Origin of the sequence: Amycolatopsis sp. WAC 04182 (assembly GCF_003947465.1) — a bacterium.
Taxonomy (GTDB): Bacteria; Actinomycetota; Actinomycetes; order Mycobacteriales; family Pseudonocardiaceae; genus Amycolatopsis.
In genome coordinates, this window is record NZ_QHJJ01000002.1 from 990149 (window position 1) to 1009283 (window position 19135).

Genomic DNA, 19135 nt, shown 5'->3' on the forward strand with positions numbered 1-19135 from the left:
GACTCCAGGGACACGGACGGCGGCGCGACACGGTTCAAAAGAATCTTGGGATGTTCACGGACGACTCTTAGGGTAATTGTCGTTTCGCGATTGAATCACTCTTCAGTGTTGTTTGTGCGGTTCGTTTGTTGCTTAAAATTACGAACATTTGTTTGATTTGTTCGGGTATTCTTGAGGGGTGTCCGAGACTTTCCTTCCCGAGTTGCCGCAGGAGTTGTGGCGTGCTGGCAAGCTGGAGCTTGCCCATGGCGTGCAGCAGTCCTTGCAGGTGATTCGGATGGCGACCGCCGGACTGGGGCGGTTCCTGGCGGAGATCGAGTCTCGGGGCGTCAAGGACTTGTACGGGTATGGCCGTACGGATAAGTGGTTCGCCGATATCGCGGGGTTGTCGGTCGGTGAGGCACGTGCGGTGGTGAACCGGGCCATCGCGTTGAACCCGACCCGGGCTTTGGACGGCACCGAGGTTCCCGCCACGCTGCCCGCCACCGCCGCTGTCGCCGCCGAAGGCTTGGTCGGGAGTGAGCGGATCGATCAGATCCTGGAGTTCTTGAAGAGACTCCCGGCCGACACCTCGGCTGAGGATCGGGCGAATGCCGAGAAGATTCTCGCCACCCTCGCCCGCGACGCCGGTCCCCGGCAACTCGCGGACGCTGAAGCGAACCTCCTCGCCTTGCTCGACCCCGACGGTAGCGAACCCAAGGATCCTGAACCCAAGGAACCGCGCCGGGAAATCACCCTGGAGCGCCGGAAAGATGGGTTCTGGAAGCTGACCGGTCTGCTCGATGACGAGACCGGTGCCCGCACCGCCGCCGCCCTGGAGGCGTATGCCCAGCCGCGGCCGGTCGACGAGTTCGGCCAGGCGGATCTGCGGATGAAATGCGAACGCCTGGGTGACGCGTGGGTCGACATCCTCGACCTCGCCATCGCCTGCCCGGACCAGCCCGGCACCAGCGGCTACCGCACTCTCGTGAACGTCACCATCGGACTCGAGGAACTCAAGTCGGGTCTCGGCACCGCGTGCCTGGATTTCGTCGGGACGATGACCGCCCGCGAAGCCCGCCTCGCCGCCTGCGACTGCCTCATGCTGCCGGTCGTGATGAGCGCTGCGGGCGAGCCCTTGGACGTGGGGCGGCTCCGACGGTTCGTGACCCCGGGCCAACGCCGGGCGTTGAACATCCGCGATGGTGGCTGCGCCTTCCCGGGCTGTCATCGGACACCCAAGAACTGTCACGCCCACCACATTCATCACTGGGCAGACGGCGGCCCCACGGATCTCCGGAATCTCGTGCTGCTATGCGGGTTTCACCATCGGCTGATCCACCACGGCGACTGGGAAGTCCGGATGGCCGCCGACGGCCTACCGGAGTTCATCCCACCTCAATACCGAGATCCACTCCGAAAACCTCGCCGCAACACCCTGCACTACCGCTGACCCCCGAGGAGCCCGCCAGCCACACCGGCGACGGGCCCCTCGGCATGCCTACGCCCCGGAAGGCCGGCGCCGGAGACACCGCGGCCGCCCACCCGCTCGCCACTCGCAACACCCTCCACCACCGGCGCCTCGCATGCCCATAGATCGGACCATCCTCTCCACGAACACGTGCGTCAGATCAGGTCCAGCGACGAGCTGAGCACCAAGGCCGTCCCCGCCACCTTGCGGCACTGTCGGCTCACAGGCCAAGCCCTAATCAAGCAGGGCGGCCCGGTGCGCCAGCACGGCGGCCTGGACGCGATTGGTACACCCGAGCTTGGCGAGGATACGGCTGACGTGGGTCTTCACCGTGGCCTCGCTGAGATGGAACTCGGCCGCGATGTCCAGGTTGGACAGACCGCGGGCGACCGCGACGAGCACCTCGCGTTCTTTGCCGGTCAAGACCTCGAGCCGCTGTTCGGCGTCGGCCCGCGGCCCGGCGGCGGGTTCGCCTTCGGTGAACCGGGTGAGCAGACGGCGGGTGATCTTGGGGGAGAGCATCGCGTCGCCGCGAGCGGCAGACCGGACCGCGGCGAGCATGTCGCCGGCGGTGGCGTCCTTGAGCAGAAAGCCGACGGCTCCGGCGCGCAGCGCGGCTTCGACGTACTCGTCGAGGTCGAACGTGGTCAGGACCACGACCTTCGGCGGATCAGCCAGCCCCTGAAGTCGGCGAGCGGCGTCGAGGCCGTCGGCGCGGGGCATCCGGATGTCCAGCAGGACGACGTCGGGCCGGGTGGATCGGGCCAAGCTCACCGCTTCCGCACCATCTGCCGCCTCACCTGTGACGGTGACGTCGTCGGCGGACTCCATGATCGTGCGCAGCATCGAACGCACCATCCACTCGTCATCGGCGATGAGAACGCGAATCACCGGCCAGGCTCCCCTGCGAGCGGAACGACGGCCTCGACGAGGAAACCACCGTCGAAGGTGTGCTCGGCGGTCAGTTCACCCCCGACGAGACGGATCCGTTCGGCGATACCGAGCAAGCCGTGCCCGCCACCGGGCAGTCCGTCTCCCCGCTCGGACGCGACACCGGCCCGATTGAGCACGGTGAGCCGGAGCAGGCCGGTTTCGCGCAGCACGCGAACCTGAGTCTCGGGGTTCCCTGCATGCTTGCGGACGTTGGTGAGTGCTTCCTGGACCACCCGATACACCGCGTGCTGGACCAGCGCGGGTGCCGGCGCTCCGGTGTCCACCTCGAGGACGACCGGCACCCCCAGCGCGCGGGTCTGGTCCACCAGGTCGACGAGGTCGGCCAAACCCGGCTGCGGGGCCAGCGGCGCCGCGCTGCTTGCCCTCAGCACGGACACCACGGAGCGCAGTTCGTCCAGTGCGGCACGCCCAATCGTCCCTATCCGCCCGGCGACCTCGGTGGCGTCACGGCCGTTGGTGGCTTCGAGAGCCGTCGCGTGCAACACCATGAGGGAAACCCGGTGGGTGACGACGTCGTGCATGTCGCGGGCGATCTGGGCACGTTCGTCGCTGCGAGCCTGCCGAACTCTCAGATCTCGTTCTTCTTCTGCTTGTTCGACCCGTTCACGCATTTCGGAGATCAGCTCGCGCCGGGTGCCGACGTAGAGGCCGAGCAGCGCCGGCGCCACGCAGACGGCAATGCCCTGCGGAAGGCTCGCGTCCCAACCGCCCAGCCGCCAGATCGGCAGGCCGACCACGATCAGTGTGCCGAGTGTGCTGACGGCGGTGAGCCGCCAGGAACGGGTGCGTTCGGCGACCGTGTACTGGGCGAGCACGACCGCGAAGATCCCGGACAGCGCCACCCAGCCCGCCAGTGCGACCCCGGCGAACAACCACGGATGGTCCCGCCGGAACCAGGCCGCGGCAGCCACCACCACCACGGCCGGGAGCCAGAACCACAACGGCGGGTGCCAGCGGAAGTAGCCGTAGATGAGACCCGCGGCCGCGAACGGAGTCGTCGCCGCTCCGCAACCGACAGCCAGCACGCCGTCGATCACCCGTGCAGGCAGGGAGACCAGAGGCTTGTCCACGGGGTGCACACCGATCAACCTAATCCGATCGCCGTCCGCGGGCATCAGGGGAAAGTTGTAGACAGCGGGAGCGGATATCCCTCCATCGACGCGCGATTCGCGTCGTCATGCCGATGCAGCAGGCATGGGGGTGCCACGACGCTTCGTTCATGACGAAAACCGACTCTCCGGCCTGGCGCACGATGACGCCGAGGGCACGCCCGCGGTGGTGGCAGCTAGGTTTCGCCGCGTTCGCGGTGGTCGCGATCCTGGTCCTGTTCCCGGGCGAAAACGCCGTTCTGCCGTCGATCCGCACGATGGGGGTGATCGGCTACGCGGTGGCCGCCGCCGTATCCCTCGGATGCGCCGCGACCTTGCCGAAGCCGGGCGCACGAAAACTGCTCATCGGCTTCCACTTGGCGTTCGTGCCGCTGCAGTTCCTGTTCGCCTTCCCGAACCCGGTGCCGAACATCGGGATGGGGCTGTCGGTGGTGATACTGGTCGGGCTACGGCCTCGGTTCCCGAGGCTTTCACCGCGGTCCAGGAAGATCTGGCTCATCCTGCACATCGGTGTCAGCGTGGGCTGGCTGGGTCTTTCGCTGGGGATGCTCACACTCGCGCTCACCGGGCTACTCGCCGGAACCCACGTCGAGCGGCACGGCGCCTACGAAATCTTCCACCTCTTCGACCTCGTGATCGTGATCCCCAGTGTGGTGCTGACGATCGTCACCGGCCTCGTGCTCTCGCTCGGCACACCTTGGGGTTTGGTCGAACACCGGTGGGTACTGACTAAGTTCCTGATCTCCCTGAGTATCCCGGCCGCGGCCGCGGTGGAAAGCAGGTGGGTCACCGAGCTGGTCGCACGTACCGAAGACCCGGCGGCCCGGCCGGGCGCGCTCGGTGTCGCGCTCGTGATCACCGTAGGCGGCTTCGCGATCTCGCTGTGGGCTGCCACCATTCTGTCCGTCCTGAAACCGTGGGGCAGGACCCGATGGGGTCGTGACCGCGATTCGGCGCCCGCCATCGCGGTCACCGTCGCCGACCGGCGACAGGTCGCGGACGACACCGTCGCACTGACCCTGGCGCCAGTGGGCGACCATGACCTGCCGGCTTGGGAGCCTGGTGCGCACGTCGACCTGATCCTGCCGTCGGGCTTGATCCGTCAGTACTCCTTGTGCGGCGACCCCGCCGAGACGCGCGACTACCGGCTCACCGTGCTGCGCGATGCCGCTGGCCGCGGCGGTTCCGGTGAAGTACACGCCCTTCGGACCGGCACCCAGGTGAAGATCCGCGGGCCCCGTAACCACTTCCCGATCGTCGACGCTCCGGCGTACCTGTTGGTCGCCGGTGGCATCGGGATCACTCCTTTCCTGCCGATGCTCCCCCGCCTCACCGCCGCCGGATCGCCATGGCGGCTGATCTACAGAGGACGATCGCTCGACCATATGGCCTACGCCGAGCAGCTCGCGGCGGCCCATCCCACCCGGGTCTCGCTGTACCCCGCCGTCACCTGCCGTCGTCCGGATCTCGCCGAACCGGTGCGAGGGCTGCCCGCCGGAGCCGCGGTCTACTGTTGCGGCCCCGCGGAACTGGTCGAAGCGATGACCGAGGTCATGGCGAAGGAATGTCCACAAGGGACGCTTCATGTCGAGAGATTCGCCGCCACGGCCCGCACAAGGGAAGGCCGCCCGTTCGTCGCGGAACTGCGGCGCAGCGGGCGGACCGTGCGGGTGCCCGCGAACGGCACCCTGCTGGCCGCCATCCACGAAATCGACCCCGCCGTGCCCGCGTCCTGCGTGAACGGCGTGTGCGGCAGCTGTCGAACGACGGTGCTCGCCGGCGTCCCTGACCATCGCGACGACGTGTTGCAACCCCACGAGCGAGACCGCACCGACGTGATCTACCCGTGCGTCTCACGAGCGACCGGCGGCAAGCTCGTGCTCGATCTCTGACCGCTCAGTTCACACAGCCCGCCATCGCGGACGGCGTGGAGGACGAAGGCGGCGCGGCGACCGAAGACGTGGCCGCGACCGGCTTGATCCCGATGCCGCCGGCCGGCTCCCCCACCGCGGCGACGCTCGTCGAGTTCAGCGCGGCCTTCACGAACGCCTGCACCTCGGCCGGATCCACCTTCACCGCGTCGCCGTCCGACGGCGTCGGCAGGGACAGGCTCTGGACCGGGATCGTCTGGAACTTCAGTGCCCCGGAACTCATCCCCCGCAACTGCTGCGCGAAGCTGAGCACGTCCCAGCCGCGGTCGAGCACCACCGAACCCTGGATCGCGCCGATCAGCGCGCTCAGCCTGGAGGGATCGGTGAACGTCCCGGCGTCCAGGACGGTCTTGGCCATGCTCGAAAGAAACGCCTGCTGCCGCGCGATGCGGTCGAGGTCGCTGGGCAGCCCGTGCCGCTGCCGCACGAAGGCGAGCGCCTGCGGCCCGGAAAGCAGCTGTTTGCCCGCCGGGAACGACGCCCCGGAGAACTTGTCCTGCACCGCTTCGTTGAGGCAGACCTCGACCCCGCCGACGGCTTCGCTCAGTGCGGAGAACCCGGCGAGGTTGACCGCCGCGTAGTGGTTGATCGACAGCCCGGTGAACCGCTCGATCGTCTGGATGGTGAGCTTGGCGCCCGCCTCGTTGGCCTTGACCTCGAGCTGCGCGCCGGAGAGGCCCTGCGCGCGCAGCGAGTTCATCGCGGCGTTCTTGCCGCGGCTGTACGCCGAATTGATCTTGTGCTTGCCGAGCCCGCCCGCGATGTCCACATAGGAATCGCGCGGGATCGAGATGGCCGTCGCACGCGCTCCGCCCGCCGGGATGTGGACCACGATCATGGTGTCGGTGGTGTCGCCGCCGTCGTCGCTGTCTCCGGCGTGCAACGCGTCGAGGACGTTCTGCGGCAACGGGTTCCCGTTCGTGTCGGTGCGGGAGTCGATTCCGACGAGCAGGATGTTCTGCGCCACCCTCAGTGGTTCGCCCGCCGGGCCGGCGGGCATCTGGGCGGAGGGCGCGATGACGTCGGCCGTGACGATCGCTTCGTCCAAACGGCTCAACTGCGTCCATGCGAAACCCGTGACACCCAGTACGGCCGTCGACACCAGGCCCAGTGCGACGCGGCCGCCGATCCGCCGTCCTCGCGACGTGAGCAGCACGACTTCTCCCCGCTTCCGTGAATGATCCCCCGCATTCGAGGATCACCGCGTTAGCTGGGAATTACCTGAGAAACGTGTCATAACCGGGTCTTAAAGCCCGTTCGGACGAGCCGGAGTGATCAAGCGGACAGCCGGCCGCGACACCGAGTACCGGGCCGACCGCGCAGCGCTCACCTACCGGGGCATCCGGCGCCAGATCGCGCGCGGCACCACGCGCATCACCGAGAACACCAGCCTCAGAAGTCCCGGCACCCACACGGTTCCCCGGCGCGTGCGGAGCGCGGCGACCGTCGCGTCGGCGACCTGGTCCGGGGTGCTGGAGAACGGGGCCGGCGACATCCCCTCGGTCATCCGCCCGATGACGAATCCCGGCCGGACGAGGAGAAGGTGCACGCCGGTGCCGTGCAAGGCGTCGGCCAGGCCGCTCGCGAAACCGTCGAGGCCCGCTTTCGCCGATCCGTAGACGTAGTTCGCCCGCCGGACCCGCACCCCGGCGACCGACGAGAAGACCACGAGGCTTCCACTTCCTTGCTCACGAAGCACATTGGCCACATGCGTCAGCACACTCACATGAGCCACATAGTCCGTGTGGACGATCGCGACGGCGTGGGCGGCGTCCGCTTCGGCGCGCGCCTGGTCGCCGAGGATCCCGAAAGCGGTGACGACGACATCGAGCGGCCCGTGGTCCGCGACGACCTTCTCCAGGAACGGTCCGTGTCCGGCGAGGTCGTCGGCGTCGAACTCGACGGCTTCGACGGTTTCCGCTCCCGCGGCCAGCAGACGCCGGGACTCCGCCTCGAGGTCCGCACTCCGTCGCGCGGCGAGCACGATCCGGCGCGCCCCGCCCTTGGCGAGCCGTTCCGCGACCGCGAGGCCGATCTCGCTGCGTCCGCCCAGTACCAGCACCGTTCCGCTCACCCGCCGCAGTCTGCCAGGCGGCTCGGCGCCTTCCGCCAGTGGCACGCTTCACAGACTGCAATTTTGCAGTATCTGCACCTTCGGGCGTATCGTGGTGCTCATGCCCGAACCCGTCAAAGGTCTCCGCGAGCGCAAGCGACTGGAAACCCACCGCGCGCTCGCGACCACCGCCGTCCGGCTCGTCGCCGAACGTGGTCTGGACCAGGTGACGGTCGAGGACATCAGCGCGGCGGCGGGGGTTTCCCCGCGCACCTTCTTCAACTACTTCGCGTCCAAAGAGGACGCTGTCGTCATCGCCCACGCCGACACCGCCGAGCGGACCCAGCGCACCATCGACAAGTTCCTTGCCACACCGGCGGAAGTCAGCACTCCGCGCGCTTTCGTCGACGCAATGAAGGAAGACTTCGCCCAGGTCGACGAGAACCGCGAAGAGTGGCTCGGCCGCATGAAGGCCATCCAGGAGAACGCCACCCTGCATTCGCGCGCGGTGGCCATGAACCACGACAACATCGCACCGCTGATCGAGGCGATCGCGCGCCGTACCGGCGTGGACCCCAAGGCCGATCTGTACCCGGCGCTGCTGCTGTCCACGCTCGGCGGCGCGGTGAACGCCGTGCTCATGCTCTGGTACCAGCACGACGGCCGGGTGTCCGCGCTCGACCTGCTGGACGACGCCGTCGAGACGCTTCTCGCCGGGCTCCCGGAGCCCGGCGGCCGCGCGCGCTGACGCGCCCGGCACCACAGAACACGAAGGGGGACGACCATGTCCGTATCCATGACCGAACCACGAGAACCGGAGGCCCCGGCGGGCTCGATGGGCCGCAAACAGGTCCTCGAAGCGATGTCGGGGCTGATGATGGGCATGTTCGTCGCCATCCTCGCCTCGACCGTGGTCGCGAACGCGTTGCCGCGGATCGTCTCCGAACTCGGCGGCTCGCAGGCCTCCTACACCTGGGTGGTCACCACCGAACTGCTCGCGATGACCGCGACGGTTCCGCTCTGGGGCAAACTTTCCGACCTGTACAACAAGAAACTGCTGATCCAGCTCTCGCTCGGCCTGTTCGTGGTCGGCTCGCTGGTCGCCGGGTTCGCGGGCAACATCGAGGTCCTGATCGGCAGCCGGGTCGCGCAGGGCATCGGCGCCGGCGGCCTCACCGCGCTCGCGCAGGTGATCATGGCCGCCATCGTCTCCCCGCGGGAACTCGGGAAGTACTCGGGCATCTTCGGTGCCGTGTTCGCCGTCGGGACCATCGCGGGCCCGCTGATCGGCGGCGTCATGGTGGACACCTCGTGGCTCGGCTGGCGCTGGTGCTTCTTCCTCGGTGTCCCGTTCGCGATCGCGGCGATCCTGCTGCTGCAGCGCACCTTGAACCTGCCGACGATCAAACGTGACGTGAAGGTCGACTACCTCGGCGCGTTCCTGATCATGGCCGGGGTCTCGACGCTGCTGGTCTGGTCCTCGCTGGCCGGGCACCAGTTCGCGTGGGGCTCCTGGTGGACGGTCGGCCTGGTGACCGCCGGCGTGGTCATCCTCGCCCTCGCCGTCTACGTCGAGTCGAAGGTGGCCGAGCCGATCCTGCCGCTGGGCCTGTTCCGCAACCACACGGTCGCCCTGACCACCCTGGCGAGCTTCCTCGTCGGTGTCGCGATGTTCGGCGGCACGGTGTTCCTGTCGCAGTACTTCCAGCTCTCGCTCGGCAAGTCGCCGACGGTGGCCGGGCTGCTGAGCCTGCCGATGATCTTCGGCATCCTCGTGTCCTCCACGGTCTCCGGCCAGCTGATCAGCCGGACCGGCAAGTGGAAGAGCCACCTGCTGCTCGGCGCGGCGCTGATGACCGCGGGCCTGGGCTTGCTGGGCACCATCGACGCGAAGTCGAACCTCGTCGTCCTCGGTGCGTACATGGTGCTGCTGGGTGTCGGTGTCGGCATGCTGATGCAGAACCTGGTCCTGGTGTCCCAGAACGACGTCGACGCGCACGACCTCGGCACGGCGACCTCCACGCTGTCGTTCTTCCGCAGCCTCGGTGGTTCCATCGGGGTGAGCGCACTGGGCGCGGTGCTCGCGAACCGGGTCCTCGCGCTGATGAGCGAGAAGCTCGGGCCGCTGCCCGGCGGCGGCGAAGGCGGCGCGGTGCCGAACATCGCCACGTTGCCCGAACCGGTCGCGAACGTCGTCCGCGAGGCCTACGGGGAGGCCACCAGCGAGTTGTTCCTGATCAGCGCACCGATCGCGTTGCTGGTCGTCGTCGCCGTCGCCTTCCTCAAGCACAAGCCGCTCAAGACCCAGTCGGGCAACGAGCGGCTGGCCGAGGAGACCGCCGCCGCCTGACCGCCATGACAGAGGGGCCCGGTTCACCGAACCGGGCCCCTCTTTTTCGCGCGCACGAAGAACACGGCGGAAATTCGACAACGCGGACAAACGTTTTCAGGCGGCACTGCCGACGCGAAGCACGTGGCGCCGCTCGCTGCCGGTCAGCCCGCCGAAAACTCCATGGGCCAGCCCGTTTTCCACGGCGTAGGCCAGGCAGGCCGAAATGACCGGGCACCGTGCGCAGACGGCCTTCGCCCTGGCCACTTGCCGTGCGCCGGGGCCGGTTTCGGTGACCGGGAAGAACAGTTCGGGATCCTCACCGCGGCAAGCGGCCTCACTCAGGTCACCCGCCATCCTCATTTCCATTTTCCTATCACCTCCTTTTTCTCGATTTTCCCGTCCTCGTCAAACGACTTCCGGGTATCCGGCCTCGTACGCCACGCAAACATCACCTTGACCGAATCGTTACACTCAGCGGCCCGCTCACTGCACCTGTCCTGTGAGGGCATGCGCGTCAGGCGGCTGAGAGCGGTGAGTGCGGGTGAAGGGCCACGACGGGTTCGACGAGTTCTTCCACGCCGAATTTCCGCTGCTCACCGGCTTTCTGTGCAAGGCGGGCTTCGCGTTGGATCCGGCGCGGGACGCCGCCGCGGAAGCGATGCTCAACCTCTACGAGGGCTGGCCGGGCATCACGCAGCCGAAGGCCTGGGTCCGCCGCGTCGGGCATCGGCGGGCGAAGGAACAGACAGCGGTCCGAGCCGACTGGGCGTTCGACGACGCCGGCCGGGAGGACAAACTCAGCGTCCTCGCCGACGAGGCGTCCTCCGTCCTGACGATGCTGGGGAAACTGCCGAAACGTCAGCAACTCGGCATGGCATGGGCGCTGGACGGCTATACATCGCGGGAGATCGCCGGCGTGCTCGGCATCGCGGACGAGGCGGTCGGCGCGACCCTTCGCCACGCGCGCGGCCGTCTGGCGGAGCACGATCCCGACTTCGTCGACCGTCTGGACAACGCGAACAGCGCCTTCATCGACGCGCTGAGGGTGGGTCTCGACGTCGACGACACCCTGTCCCGGATCAAGAACCGCGCGATGATCAGAGAACTCGCGCTGGTGGCGCCGGGCGCCCCGGCCGAGTCGGAACCCGAACAGGTGACGCCGTCGCGCTGGTACACCCTCGACGAACCCGTCGCGGCCGCCGGACGAGGTGACCGCCGGGCCCTGGACCAGCTGCTGGCCACCATCCGCCCGCTCGTGATCCGGTACTGCCGGTCGCGGATCGGCAGGCAGGAACGGACCTACGCCTCGGCCGACGACGTCGCGCAGGAGGTCTGCGTGGCGATCCTCCGCGCGCTGCCGACCTACCGCGAACGAGGGCGGCCGTTCCTCGCCTTCGTCTACGGCATCGCCCACCACAAGGTCGCCGACGCCCGCCGCGCCGCCGCCCGCAACCGCACCGAACCCGTCGCCGAAGTCCCCGACGGGGTCTCGGAATCCGCGGGCCCGGAACAACACGCGCTGCACAACGAACTGAGCGACCGGATGGGCGAACTGCTGCGGATCCTGCCGGACAAACAGCGGGAGATCGTCGTGTTGCGAATCGTCGTCGGCCTGTCCGCGGAGGAGACCGCCGGCGTGGTCGGCTCGACGGCGGGGGCCGTGCGAGTGGCGCAACACCGGGCTTTGACGCGATTGCGGAAAATCCTCACGGATGCTTGATCGTTACCTGTTTTTCGTAACATCCGGCCGCTCCGATTCGCGCGAAAATCGCGAACGCCGGGACGTAACACGGGAATACGTCACGCCGATCTCCACGCGAAGACATGCGAAAGGATCATCGTGACCACTCCCTCGCCGTACCCCTATCAGGCGCCTCCCGTCGCCACGCCTCCACGTAACGGATTGGGCACCGCGGGGTTCGTTCTCGGCCTCGTCGGCCTGTTGTTCTCCCCGATCCCGTTCGTCGGCGTCATCGCCTGGCCGCTCGTCATCGTCGGGCTCATCCTCGCCGGAATCGGTTTTTCCCGCGCGAAAAGCGGCGTCGCGACCAACAAGGGCCTCGCTCTCACCGGCATCATTCTGTCCGCGGTGGGCTTGGTCATCTGCATTCTCTGGACCGTCGTGTTCAGCAAGGCCGTCGTCGACGCGGCGAATTCGCTTCCGACGGCGCCGATTTCCGCGCCCGGTGTCCCGCCGGGCAACGAAGCGGGAACGTCCGCGCCGGAACAGCCCGCCAAACAGCAGGCCACCGAGCGCACGGTGGTCTACCGGGTGACCGGGACCGGTGGGGCCAAGGCGGGCACCATCACCTACACGACCGACGGGATGACCACCAGCAACCAGGAAGCCAACGTCAAGCTCCCGTGGGAGAAGACGATCAAGCTGCCTGCCGGTGAGGCTCTGCAGATGGTCAGCATCCTGGCGCAAGGCAGCGGCAAGGGCTCGATCAAGGTCACCATCGAGGTCGACGGCAAGGTCATCAAGGAAGCCAGCGCCGAGGAGTACGGCATCGCGCACGCGAACGAGAACATCGGCTCGCTCGGCAACTGAGCGGATCAGGCATCCGGTCGCCGTCCGTCGAGCACGAGGCCGCCCGGTTACGCGGCGTCGGTTAGCCGGGGTTCACGGGCGGCAGCGTTCCGCGGTCGCCGCGGCCGTCTTCAGCTCCGGGACCCCCAGGATGGCCGCGACCGGGTCGAGCGCTCCGTGCGTGTCCTTCTGGGCGGAGATGAGCCCGTCGACCGCACGTCCTTGCGCGGCGGTGTCGTTCTTTCCGGCCGCGTCCAGGTCCGCCTTCGCTTTCACGGTCTTGTCGCGCGCCGAGGTGTACTTCGCGAGGAACTCCTGCTTCGCCGCGTCTCCCGCGGGAACCGGCGCGGCGGGCAACGCGCCGAGGCCGTCGGCCGTCTTGGCCAGAATCGCCGCGTAGTGCCCGAGCTGGTCGCTCGTACTCTTCTTGATGGCCTCCACCGTCTCGCCACTCGCCGACGGCATCTTGTTGTTGCCTTCGATGAAATCCTTGACCGCGCCGCAGAACCCGTTCATCCAGGCCACCGCCGCGGCCGAATCCACCGCGGACGGCGAAGGCGCCGCCTGCTGGGCCGCCGGCGCCGGGTCCGGCGCGCAGCCGGCCACCACCGTCGCGGCCAGTACGATTCCCACCGCGGCCGATCGCTTGTAGGCAGCACACATGTCCGTTTCCCCTCCCCACCGGCCGGTGTTCCCGTCGGCGCGAGGACTTTGACATGGCGGAACGCGCGCCGTCTGCGTCATCTGACGCAGAACGACGCCCGCGCTCGAACTCGTAACGTTCGGGACGCGGCGTAACAAGGCGCGGACAGGGGACGAGTACCGCATTACCCCCGTTCGCATCGAGGGCACCCAGCCGAAGAGGTAGCACCATGGCCATCAAGATCATCGCGACGCGGCTCGAAGGTGGGAAGTTCCACGAGAACATCACGAAACTGCGGTGGGTCAACCCCGGCAACGGCGAGAACGGGGAGAGCCCCGTTTCGGCGATCGTGGCGTGGATCGAGGACGACGACGGGAAAGCCTATGTCGACGAGGGGATCCGCCGGGTGGCCGTGGAGATCATCAAGCCGACCTTCGGCCCGGAGTTCCTCCGCACGCGCGCGGACGGGATCTGGAAGAACAATCTGCTGGAGCTTCCCCGCTTCTGAGACCCGGTAATCCCGGTGACGCGGGCACGAGCGCTCTGTTAGCTTGGGCGAGCACTCCCGGTGCGCAGGTAACGGTTACTTCCTCTTTCACAGGTCACTTCCGTCACCGATCATTTCTCGGGAGCCACGACTTCGGATGTGCCCGGTGCGCAGGAGACGGCTACTTCACCGTATTCCAAGGGTTGCGGGTTCGAGCCCCGTCCGGCAGCCATGCTGCCGGTAGCTCAATCGGTAGAGCATTGGACAAGCACCGTCACCGACTTTTTCTCGGGCCACATCCGGAGTCGAAGCTCCCCTCGAACGAAACGAGGGTCGAGGTGTCGAAGTTCAACACCGCCGGCACCCGCCCGGCGACCGGTTCACCGATCGCCGGTGAGCGGAGCCCTGGCGGCGTCACCCACGAAGGCGGGGACGGCTACCGGCGGGACACCAAGTCCGAGCTGTTCCTGCTCGCCGTCACCACCATGGTCGGCGAGAACACCTTCTACGAGACGAGCGACGAGCGCGACACGCGTTACGCCGACCTCGTCCGGAAGGCCGCGCTCGCCGATCCGGAGTGGACAGCGCGTTTCCTGCGCTGGCTCCGCACGGAAGCGAACATGCGTACCGCCGCGATCGTCGGAGCCGCCGAATACGTCCAGGCCCGGCTCGCCGTCGCGACGGACGGCCAGTCGTCCGTCGCCACCACCGCGAACCGCGCCGTCGTCGACTCCGTGCTCCAGCGCGCCGACGAGCCCGGCGAACTGCTCGCGTACTGGACCTCCCTGTACGGCAGGAAGATCCCGAAGCCGGTCAAGCGTGGCGTCGCCGACGCGGCCGTCCGGCTCTTCCACGAAAAGTCGTTCCTCAAGTGGGATTCCGACGCGCGCGCCTTCCGGTTCGCCGACGTCCTCGGCCTGGCCCACCCGGACCCGAAGGACGCGGTGCAGGACGCTCTGTTCGAGCACATCGTCGACGTCCGGTTCAACCCCGGTCGGGAGATCCCCGCCGAATTGGCGGTCCTCGGCTTCCGCGCGGAGCTCATGGCGTGGGACGCGGAAAAGCGACGGGATCTGTTCCGTGGCTCCGAACTCGACACCGCGCGGTCGATGCTTCGGCGGGCGGGCATGACGTGGGAGTCCCTGGCCGGCTGGCTCCAGGGGCCCATGGACGCGCGAGCCTGGGAAGCCATGATCCCGTCCATGGGCTACATGGCGCTCCTGCGGAACCTCCGGAACTTCGACCAGGCAGGCGTGTCCGACGAGATCGCCGAGCAGGTCGCGGCGCGACTGGCCGATCCGGACCAGGTGGCGAAGTCACGCCAGTTCCCGATGAGGTTCCTCTCCGCGTATCGGGCGGCTCCGTCGCTTCGCTGGTCGTACGCGCTGGAGAAGGCGATCTCCGAGTCACTGGCGAACGTGCCCCGCCTCGACGGGCGAACGCTGATCCTCGTCGACACCTCGGGGTCGATGAACGCCGGTTTCAGCAAGGACGGCACGCTGATGCGCTGGGACGCGGCCGCGATCTTCGGGATCGCGCTCGGGGCCCGCTGCGAGAGGGCAGATGTCGTGTCGTTCTCGAACGGCTACTTCGGTGGCGCCAGCTCGATGACCTTCGACGTGCGCGGCGGTGAGTCGCTGCTGCGTGCGCTCGACCGGTGGAAGAACGGCGGCTACTTCATCGGCGGCGGCACCGACACCGTCGGCGCGATCCAGCGCCACCTGCGTCCGGAGCACGACCGGCTCGTGATCCTGACCGACGAGCAGCACTCGACGGGCAACGTCGACCAGGCGGTGCCGAAGGACACGGCGCTGTACACGTGGAACCTCGCGGGTTACCAGCACGGCCACTCGACGTCCGGCCACGGGAACCGGCACACCTTCGGCGGCCTGACCGACCAGGCCTTCCGGATGATTCCGCTCCTCGAAGCGGGCCGGGACGCAGACTGGCCGTTCTGACCGCCGAGCTCACGAACCCGGGACTACTGACCTGGATGGTCGTGCGGGTCGGACAGCAGTTCGTTGATGCGCCGGAGAACGTCCAGCTGCGCGCTGTTGTAGAGCTCCCTCAGAGCCTTGCCGACGGCCTGCTCGACGTAGCGCGCACTGTGCCGGGTGCCGGCGTTCGTGATCTTCACTTCAGGATGCTTCGCGTTCAGCGTGCGTGCGTAAGGGACCATGTCCCGGGCCACCGAACCGTCCGGCGACCGGGTCGGTGACGGGCTCACGCAGCATGTCCGCCCAGGCCCGCATGGTCCCCGCTCCGAGGACCCGGGTCAGCACGACGATCAACGAGCGGTCGGCGTGCGACATCCTCGCCACGACGTCGGGGGCCGCGAAGCCGGGTGGCAGTTCGGCCGGCGTCGGCTGCCGCAGGATGACGTGGAGTTCGGCGCGAGCGCGTTGGAGACGTTCGATGGTGGCCGCGAGTTCGGTGTCGAGGGCACGCAGGGCCTCCACAGGCGGGTCGCCGGTGTCCTCCATGGTCGCGATCTGGGACAGCGAGAAGCCGAGGTTCGTCAGGCGTTTGATGCGCAGTATCCGAACAAGGTGAGCCACCCCGTACTGCTTGTAGCCGTTGGCACGCCGCTCTGGTTCCGCCACCAGCCCGATGTCGTGGTAGTGGCGAACCGCTCGCAGTGTGGTGCCGGCGAGTTGATCGATCTCACGGGTGCTGGTTCTACTTCGGGTATTCCGGTTACTTCACCTTGCACGATGACAATGGCTGGACCTACGGGAAATCGGAAACCTGGCTGGTCGCTCAAGCCGCCGCAGCTCTTCGCTGACACCTGGCCGCCGGCGGGTCGGGCGGACTCCCTCGATTTCGTGAAGGCCGGTCAGGCGGGGTTGGGCAGCGGCATGCCGGGCAGGCTTTGGCTCTCCGGGACCACGCCGTCGACCAGGTAGGCGTCGACGACCTTGTCCACGGCCGGGTTGCCGTACCCGTAGACGCCGTGGTCACCTTCGCCGGCGACGGTCAGCAGCCGGGAGTTCTCGAACCCGGCGTGTGCGTTCCGGGCGCCCTCGATGGGCGTGGCCGGGTCGTTCACCGACTGGACCATCACCACCGGCGGAACTCCCTTGCCGTTCACCGTGGGCAGCGGACGGGGCTGCCCCTCCCAGAAGATGCAGTTCTGGAGGAACATCCAGAACCCGCCGGCCAGCAGCTTGCCCTGGTCGAGGAATTTCTGCGACCTGCGGATCACCGACTCCCGGTCGCCGGGCGTGGGGCTGTCGTTGCACCGGACGGCGGTCAGCACGGCGAGCAGGGCGTCATTCGGGTCCGGCTCGGCCGGCGCGGCGGCGATCGCCGCCCTGGCCTGCGCCTTGGCCTGCTCCGGCGCGTCGTCCCGGGTAAGCGTCCTGAGCTGGACCAGGAAGTCGGCCAGGGCCGGGAAGGCCTGCTTGCTCTTGAGCAGGCCGACAAAGCGGCTGTCCAGGTCGACCGGGCCGACCTTCACACCGTCGACCTCGACCGGATTGCGCGTCAGCGCGTACCGGACCTGCTCGAAGGTCTGCCGGACCTGTTCACCGGTGACACCGAGCCCGTAGCGGTCGCCGTGGGCAGCGGCCCACGGCAGAAAGTCCTGCCGCCAGCGGCGTTCGTAACCGATGGGCTGCCGGTCGAACGACGCCGCCCAGGTGGCAGTGAAGTCGACCGACGAGTCCAGCACGAACCGGCCGACACGGTCGGGGAACCGCTGGGCGTAGTGCGCGCCGAGCCAGGTGCCCGCCGAGTAACCGATCCAGTTGATCTTCTCCCGGCCGAGCAGTACCCGCAGCAGGTCCAGGTCCTTGGTGTTGTGGAAGGTGTCGACGAACCTGCCGAGTTCACCGGAAGCCCGCTCGCAGGTCTTCGTGGTCAGCTCCACCGTGTCCAGGAGCAGGTCCAGATTGCGCGGGTCGCGGTCGCGCGGGTCGTGAACGGTACCTTGGCCCGTTCCGCCACACGAGATGTTCGTACTCCGGCCGGTGCCGCGGGTGTCGATGCCGATGATCTCCTGGTGTTCACGCAGCTTGGCCTGCTCGCGCAGCGAGGCGGGGAACGAGCGGCCCGGCCCGCCTGGGCCGCCCGGGTTGGTGAGCACCGATGCCGTCGTCTTCCCGGTGGATTTCAGCCTGCTGATCGCGATCGTCACGTCCAGCCGGTCGTCCGGGCGGTCCCAGTCGCGCGGGGACGCGAACGTCGCGCACTCAAGGATCTTCGCTGTCTCCGGTTTATCCGGCACATCCTCGGGGGTGCACTCGCGCCACGCCAGGCCCTGTCCGGTGTAGCGCGCCGGAATGCTGGTCGTGTTCACCGTGCCGGGGTTCGCCAGCGCGGGGGTCGTCCCCGCGAGCAGGCCACCCACGGTCGCGGGAATCACCACGGCGAACCACAATTTCCTGTCCATAAACCGCCCCTAGGTTCAAACAGCCCGATCGACTACGTCACGAGGAGTAGTTGAACCCATGCCCCTGGGGCATACTCAAGGAGCTCAGTAAGGATCCCGCTCGTTGTCAGACGGACGAGAGCCTCGATCAGAGCGGCCGACGGCCAACGGTGAGGCCGATGGCGGGTCGGAGGTGGCGCAGCGGCCGTCAGAATCGGGATTCGAGGGTCCTTTGAGGACAGTCACGACGGCGCGGCTAGCTTTTCTCGTCCTCGGCCGACAACAGGCCCTCCTTCTCGGCTCGGGCCACGACCTTCTTCACGAAGTCGAGGGAACCGCAGTCCTGGTCGAGCAACGCGTTGCGGCGTGTGGCCCAGGCCGTCCCGAGCTCCTGCCGCACCTCCTCGCTCACGTCGGTGCGTGCCGGGTTGAGAATCGTCTGTTCCTCCTCGCCGATGTGGTGCATCAGCGCCTCGGCGAGCTTCTCGACCGCGTCATCGAACTTCTGTGTATCGGTCCCTTTGCACTCCAGCAAGTCCAGCAGTGCCCGATTGCCCTCGGCATGCTCTTCCTCACCGTGTTCCTGCTCGTGCTTGTCGATCGCGTCCTTACGTCGCAGCACCGGGTAGACCTCGTCCTCCTCGGCCTCGCCGTGCGCGATCAACGCCGCCGACAGCGCGGCCCGGGCCGCACCGCGGTCCGCGGTCGCGTCCCGCAGATCACGTAGCAGCTGCTCGAACAACCGGTGATCATCCAAAATCAGGTCTACGACATCACCGGCGACGGGGCGGGGGATCTTCAAGGCAGTCATCTCATGATGATTCCCTCACGCCGCCCGCCGGGCAACACGACTCACGCGCGGCCGACACTTCTCACCGTTACGGGAGGTCAAAGCGCCGTCGCGAGGCCGGCACAGAACGGGCTTCCACCGATCCCTGAGCGACCATCATGCCGAGTACGCCCCGCGCTACCTCGAGTTCACCGGTCAAGGGCGAAATCGTGGATATCACCGACCTTCTGCTCGAGAACGCGCTTGTCGAACTGGGGAAACAAAGGAACTCAGGGCACTTCCCCAACTATCCGAACACCGGAGCAAAAGGAGCCCAATCGCGATTAACGCCAAGGTGAAATTGCCACCGAAGGACCAACAACCCTGCAGGTGGGCAACGATTTGACGTGGCGGGCCGGGTCGGGCCCGAACCGACGGACAAGGGATTATGAGCCCGCAGCTCCGGCATGCCAGCCAGTTTCGTCGAATGCTAATTCTGCCGGTA

At 67.6% G+C, this 19135-nt stretch carries 18 protein-coding genes; 8 read left to right on the forward strand and 10 right to left on the reverse strand.

Features of this window, described 5'->3' with window-relative positions; genetic code table 11:
• Positions 1 to 178: 178 nt before the first annotated feature.
• Positions 179 to 1432 carry an HNH endonuclease signature motif containing protein gene (locus DMH01_RS11875; RefSeq protein ID WP_125675951.1) on the forward strand — a complete coding sequence of 418 codons (1254 nt, stop codon included), beginning with the start codon at positions 179 to 181 and terminating at the stop codon, positions 1430 to 1432.
• A gap of 252 nt (positions 1433 to 1684) precedes the next feature.
• On the opposite strand, the gene DMH01_RS11880 is transcribed toward DMH01_RS11875, so the two are convergent.
• Positions 1685 to 2341 carry a response regulator transcription factor gene (locus DMH01_RS11880; RefSeq protein WP_125675953.1) on the reverse strand — a complete coding sequence of 219 codons (657 nt, stop codon included), beginning with the start codon at positions 2339 to 2341 and terminating at the stop codon, positions 1685 to 1687.
• Positions 2338 to 3474, reverse strand: coding sequence for a sensor histidine kinase (locus DMH01_RS11885; RefSeq protein WP_233621473.1), 1137 nt, complete (start codon positions 3472 to 3474; stop codon positions 2338 to 2340). Before DMH01_RS11885 ends, DMH01_RS11880 begins: the two co-directional genes overlap by 4 nt.
• 149 nt (positions 3475 to 3623) lie before the next feature.
• On the opposite strand from DMH01_RS11885, the gene DMH01_RS11890 reads away from it, so the two are divergent.
• Complete coding sequence (locus tag DMH01_RS11890) at positions 3624 to 5405, forward strand: PDR/VanB family oxidoreductase (protein ID WP_233621474.1); 1782 nt, start codon at positions 3624 to 3626, stop codon at positions 5403 to 5405.
• A 4-nt stretch (positions 5406 to 5409) separates the two neighbouring features.
• Here DMH01_RS11890 and DMH01_RS11895 read toward each other — a convergent pair whose 3' ends face one another.
• Both DMH01_RS11895 and DMH01_RS11900 read right to left on the reverse strand, forming a co-directional pair.
• Complete coding sequence (locus DMH01_RS11895; RefSeq protein WP_125675955.1) at positions 5410 to 6600, reverse strand: LCP family protein; 1191 nt, start codon at positions 6598 to 6600, stop codon at positions 5410 to 5412.
• 174 nt (positions 6601 to 6774) lie between these two features.
• Positions 6775 to 7518, reverse strand: a complete 744-nt coding sequence (locus DMH01_RS11900) for an SDR family NAD(P)-dependent oxidoreductase (protein WP_125676719.1) — start codon at positions 7516 to 7518, stop codon at positions 6775 to 6777.
• A gap of 100 nt (positions 7519 to 7618) precedes the next feature.
• Between DMH01_RS11900 and DMH01_RS11905 the strand changes: the two genes are divergently transcribed.
• Positions 7619 to 8245: a TetR/AcrR family transcriptional regulator gene (locus DMH01_RS11905; protein ID WP_125675957.1), complete on the forward strand. Its 627-nt coding sequence runs from the start codon at positions 7619 to 7621 to the stop codon at positions 8243 to 8245.
• Positions 8246 to 8281: 36 nt separating this feature from the next.
• The gene (locus DMH01_RS11910; protein ID WP_199745447.1) at positions 8282 to 9847 is read left to right on the forward strand and encodes an MDR family MFS transporter; all 1566 of its coding nucleotides are present in this window, start codon (positions 8282 to 8284) and stop codon (positions 9845 to 9847) included.
• 96 nt (positions 9848 to 9943) lie between these two features.
• On the opposite strand, the gene DMH01_RS11915 is transcribed toward DMH01_RS11910, so the two are convergent.
• Positions 9944 to 10195, reverse strand: coding sequence for a WhiB family transcriptional regulator (locus DMH01_RS11915; protein WP_125675959.1), 252 nt, complete (start codon positions 10193 to 10195; stop codon positions 9944 to 9946).
• 175 nt (positions 10196 to 10370) lie between these two features.
• On the opposite strand from DMH01_RS11915, the gene shbA reads away from it, so the two are divergent.
• Together shbA and DMH01_RS11925 are read left to right on the forward strand one after the other, a co-directional pair.
• Entirely contained in the window at positions 10371 to 11549 is a 1179-nt protein-coding gene (shbA, locus tag DMH01_RS43610) for an RNA polymerase sigma factor ShbA (protein WP_305016639.1), read from the forward strand.
• A gap of 120 nt (positions 11550 to 11669) precedes the next feature.
• A complete protein-coding gene (locus DMH01_RS11925) occupies positions 11670 to 12380 on the forward strand; it encodes a DUF4190 domain-containing protein (protein ID WP_158633204.1) in 711 nt (236 codons plus the stop codon).
• Between the two features lie 72 nt (positions 12381 to 12452).
• Here DMH01_RS11925 and DMH01_RS11930 read toward each other — a convergent pair whose 3' ends face one another.
• On the reverse strand, positions 12453 to 12992 hold the full coding sequence (locus DMH01_RS11930) for a hypothetical protein (protein ID WP_233621476.1): 540 nt from the start codon (positions 12990 to 12992) through the stop codon (positions 12453 to 12455).
• Positions 12993 to 13231: 239 nt separating this feature from the next.
• Here DMH01_RS11930 and DMH01_RS11935 point away from each other — a divergent pair, with 239 nt between their 5' ends.
• The gene (locus DMH01_RS11935; RefSeq protein WP_125675965.1) at positions 13232 to 13510 is read left to right on the forward strand and encodes a DUF3892 domain-containing protein; all 279 of its coding nucleotides are present in this window, start codon (positions 13232 to 13234) and stop codon (positions 13508 to 13510) included.
• A 317-nt stretch (positions 13511 to 13827) separates the two neighbouring features.
• Positions 13828 to 15447 (forward strand): TROVE domain-containing protein, encoded by a 1620-nt coding sequence (locus DMH01_RS11940; protein WP_125675967.1) that lies wholly within the window; start codon positions 13828 to 13830, stop codon positions 15445 to 15447.
• A gap of 23 nt (positions 15448 to 15470) precedes the next feature.
• On the opposite strand, the gene DMH01_RS43260 is transcribed toward DMH01_RS11940, so the two are convergent.
• The 4 genes from DMH01_RS43260 to DMH01_RS11960 form a co-directional block, all read right to left on the reverse strand.
• Positions 15471 to 15626, reverse strand: a complete 156-nt coding sequence (locus DMH01_RS43260; protein ID WP_233621477.1) for a hypothetical protein — start codon at positions 15624 to 15626, stop codon at positions 15471 to 15473.
• A 1-nt stretch (position 15627) separates the two neighbouring features.
• Positions 15628 to 16152 carry a MerR family transcriptional regulator gene (locus tag DMH01_RS11945; RefSeq protein ID WP_370323370.1) on the reverse strand — a complete coding sequence of 175 codons (525 nt, stop codon included), beginning with the start codon at positions 16150 to 16152 and terminating at the stop codon, positions 15628 to 15630.
• A gap of 173 nt (positions 16153 to 16325) precedes the next feature.
• Positions 16326 to 17882 (reverse strand): alpha/beta hydrolase, encoded by a 1557-nt coding sequence (locus DMH01_RS11955; RefSeq protein ID WP_125675969.1) that lies wholly within the window; start codon positions 17880 to 17882, stop codon positions 16326 to 16328.
• A 235-nt stretch (positions 17883 to 18117) separates the two neighbouring features.
• Entirely contained in the window at positions 18118 to 18672 is a 555-nt protein-coding gene (locus tag DMH01_RS11960; protein ID WP_125675971.1) for a hemerythrin domain-containing protein, read from the reverse strand.
• Between the last annotated feature and the right edge of the window lie 463 nt (positions 18673 to 19135).

Coding starts and splice junctions, on each gene's coding strand:
- DMH01_RS11890 (WP_233621474.1), top strand. CDS start 3,624: ATGACGAAAACCGACTCTCCGGCCTGGCGCACGATGACGCCGAGGGCA.
- DMH01_RS11905 (WP_125675957.1), top strand. CDS start 7,619: ATGCCCGAACCCGTCAAAGGTCTCCGCGAGCGCAAGCGACTGGAAACC.
- DMH01_RS11910 (WP_199745447.1), top strand. CDS start 8,282: ATGTCCGTATCCATGACCGAACCACGAGAACCGGAGGCCCCGGCGGGC.
- DMH01_RS11915 (WP_125675959.1), bottom strand. CDS start 10,195: ATGGAAATGAGGATGGCGGGTGACCTGAGTGAGGCCGCTTGCCGCGGT.
- DMH01_RS11935 (WP_125675965.1), top strand. CDS start 13,232: ATGGCCATCAAGATCATCGCGACGCGGCTCGAAGGTGGGAAGTTCCAC.
- DMH01_RS11955 (WP_125675969.1), bottom strand. CDS start 17,882: ATGGACAGGAAATTGTGGTTCGCCGTGGTGATTCCCGCGACCGTGGGT.
- DMH01_RS11960 (WP_125675971.1), bottom strand. CDS start 18,672: ATGACTGCCTTGAAGATCCCCCGCCCCGTCGCCGGTGATGTCGTAGAC.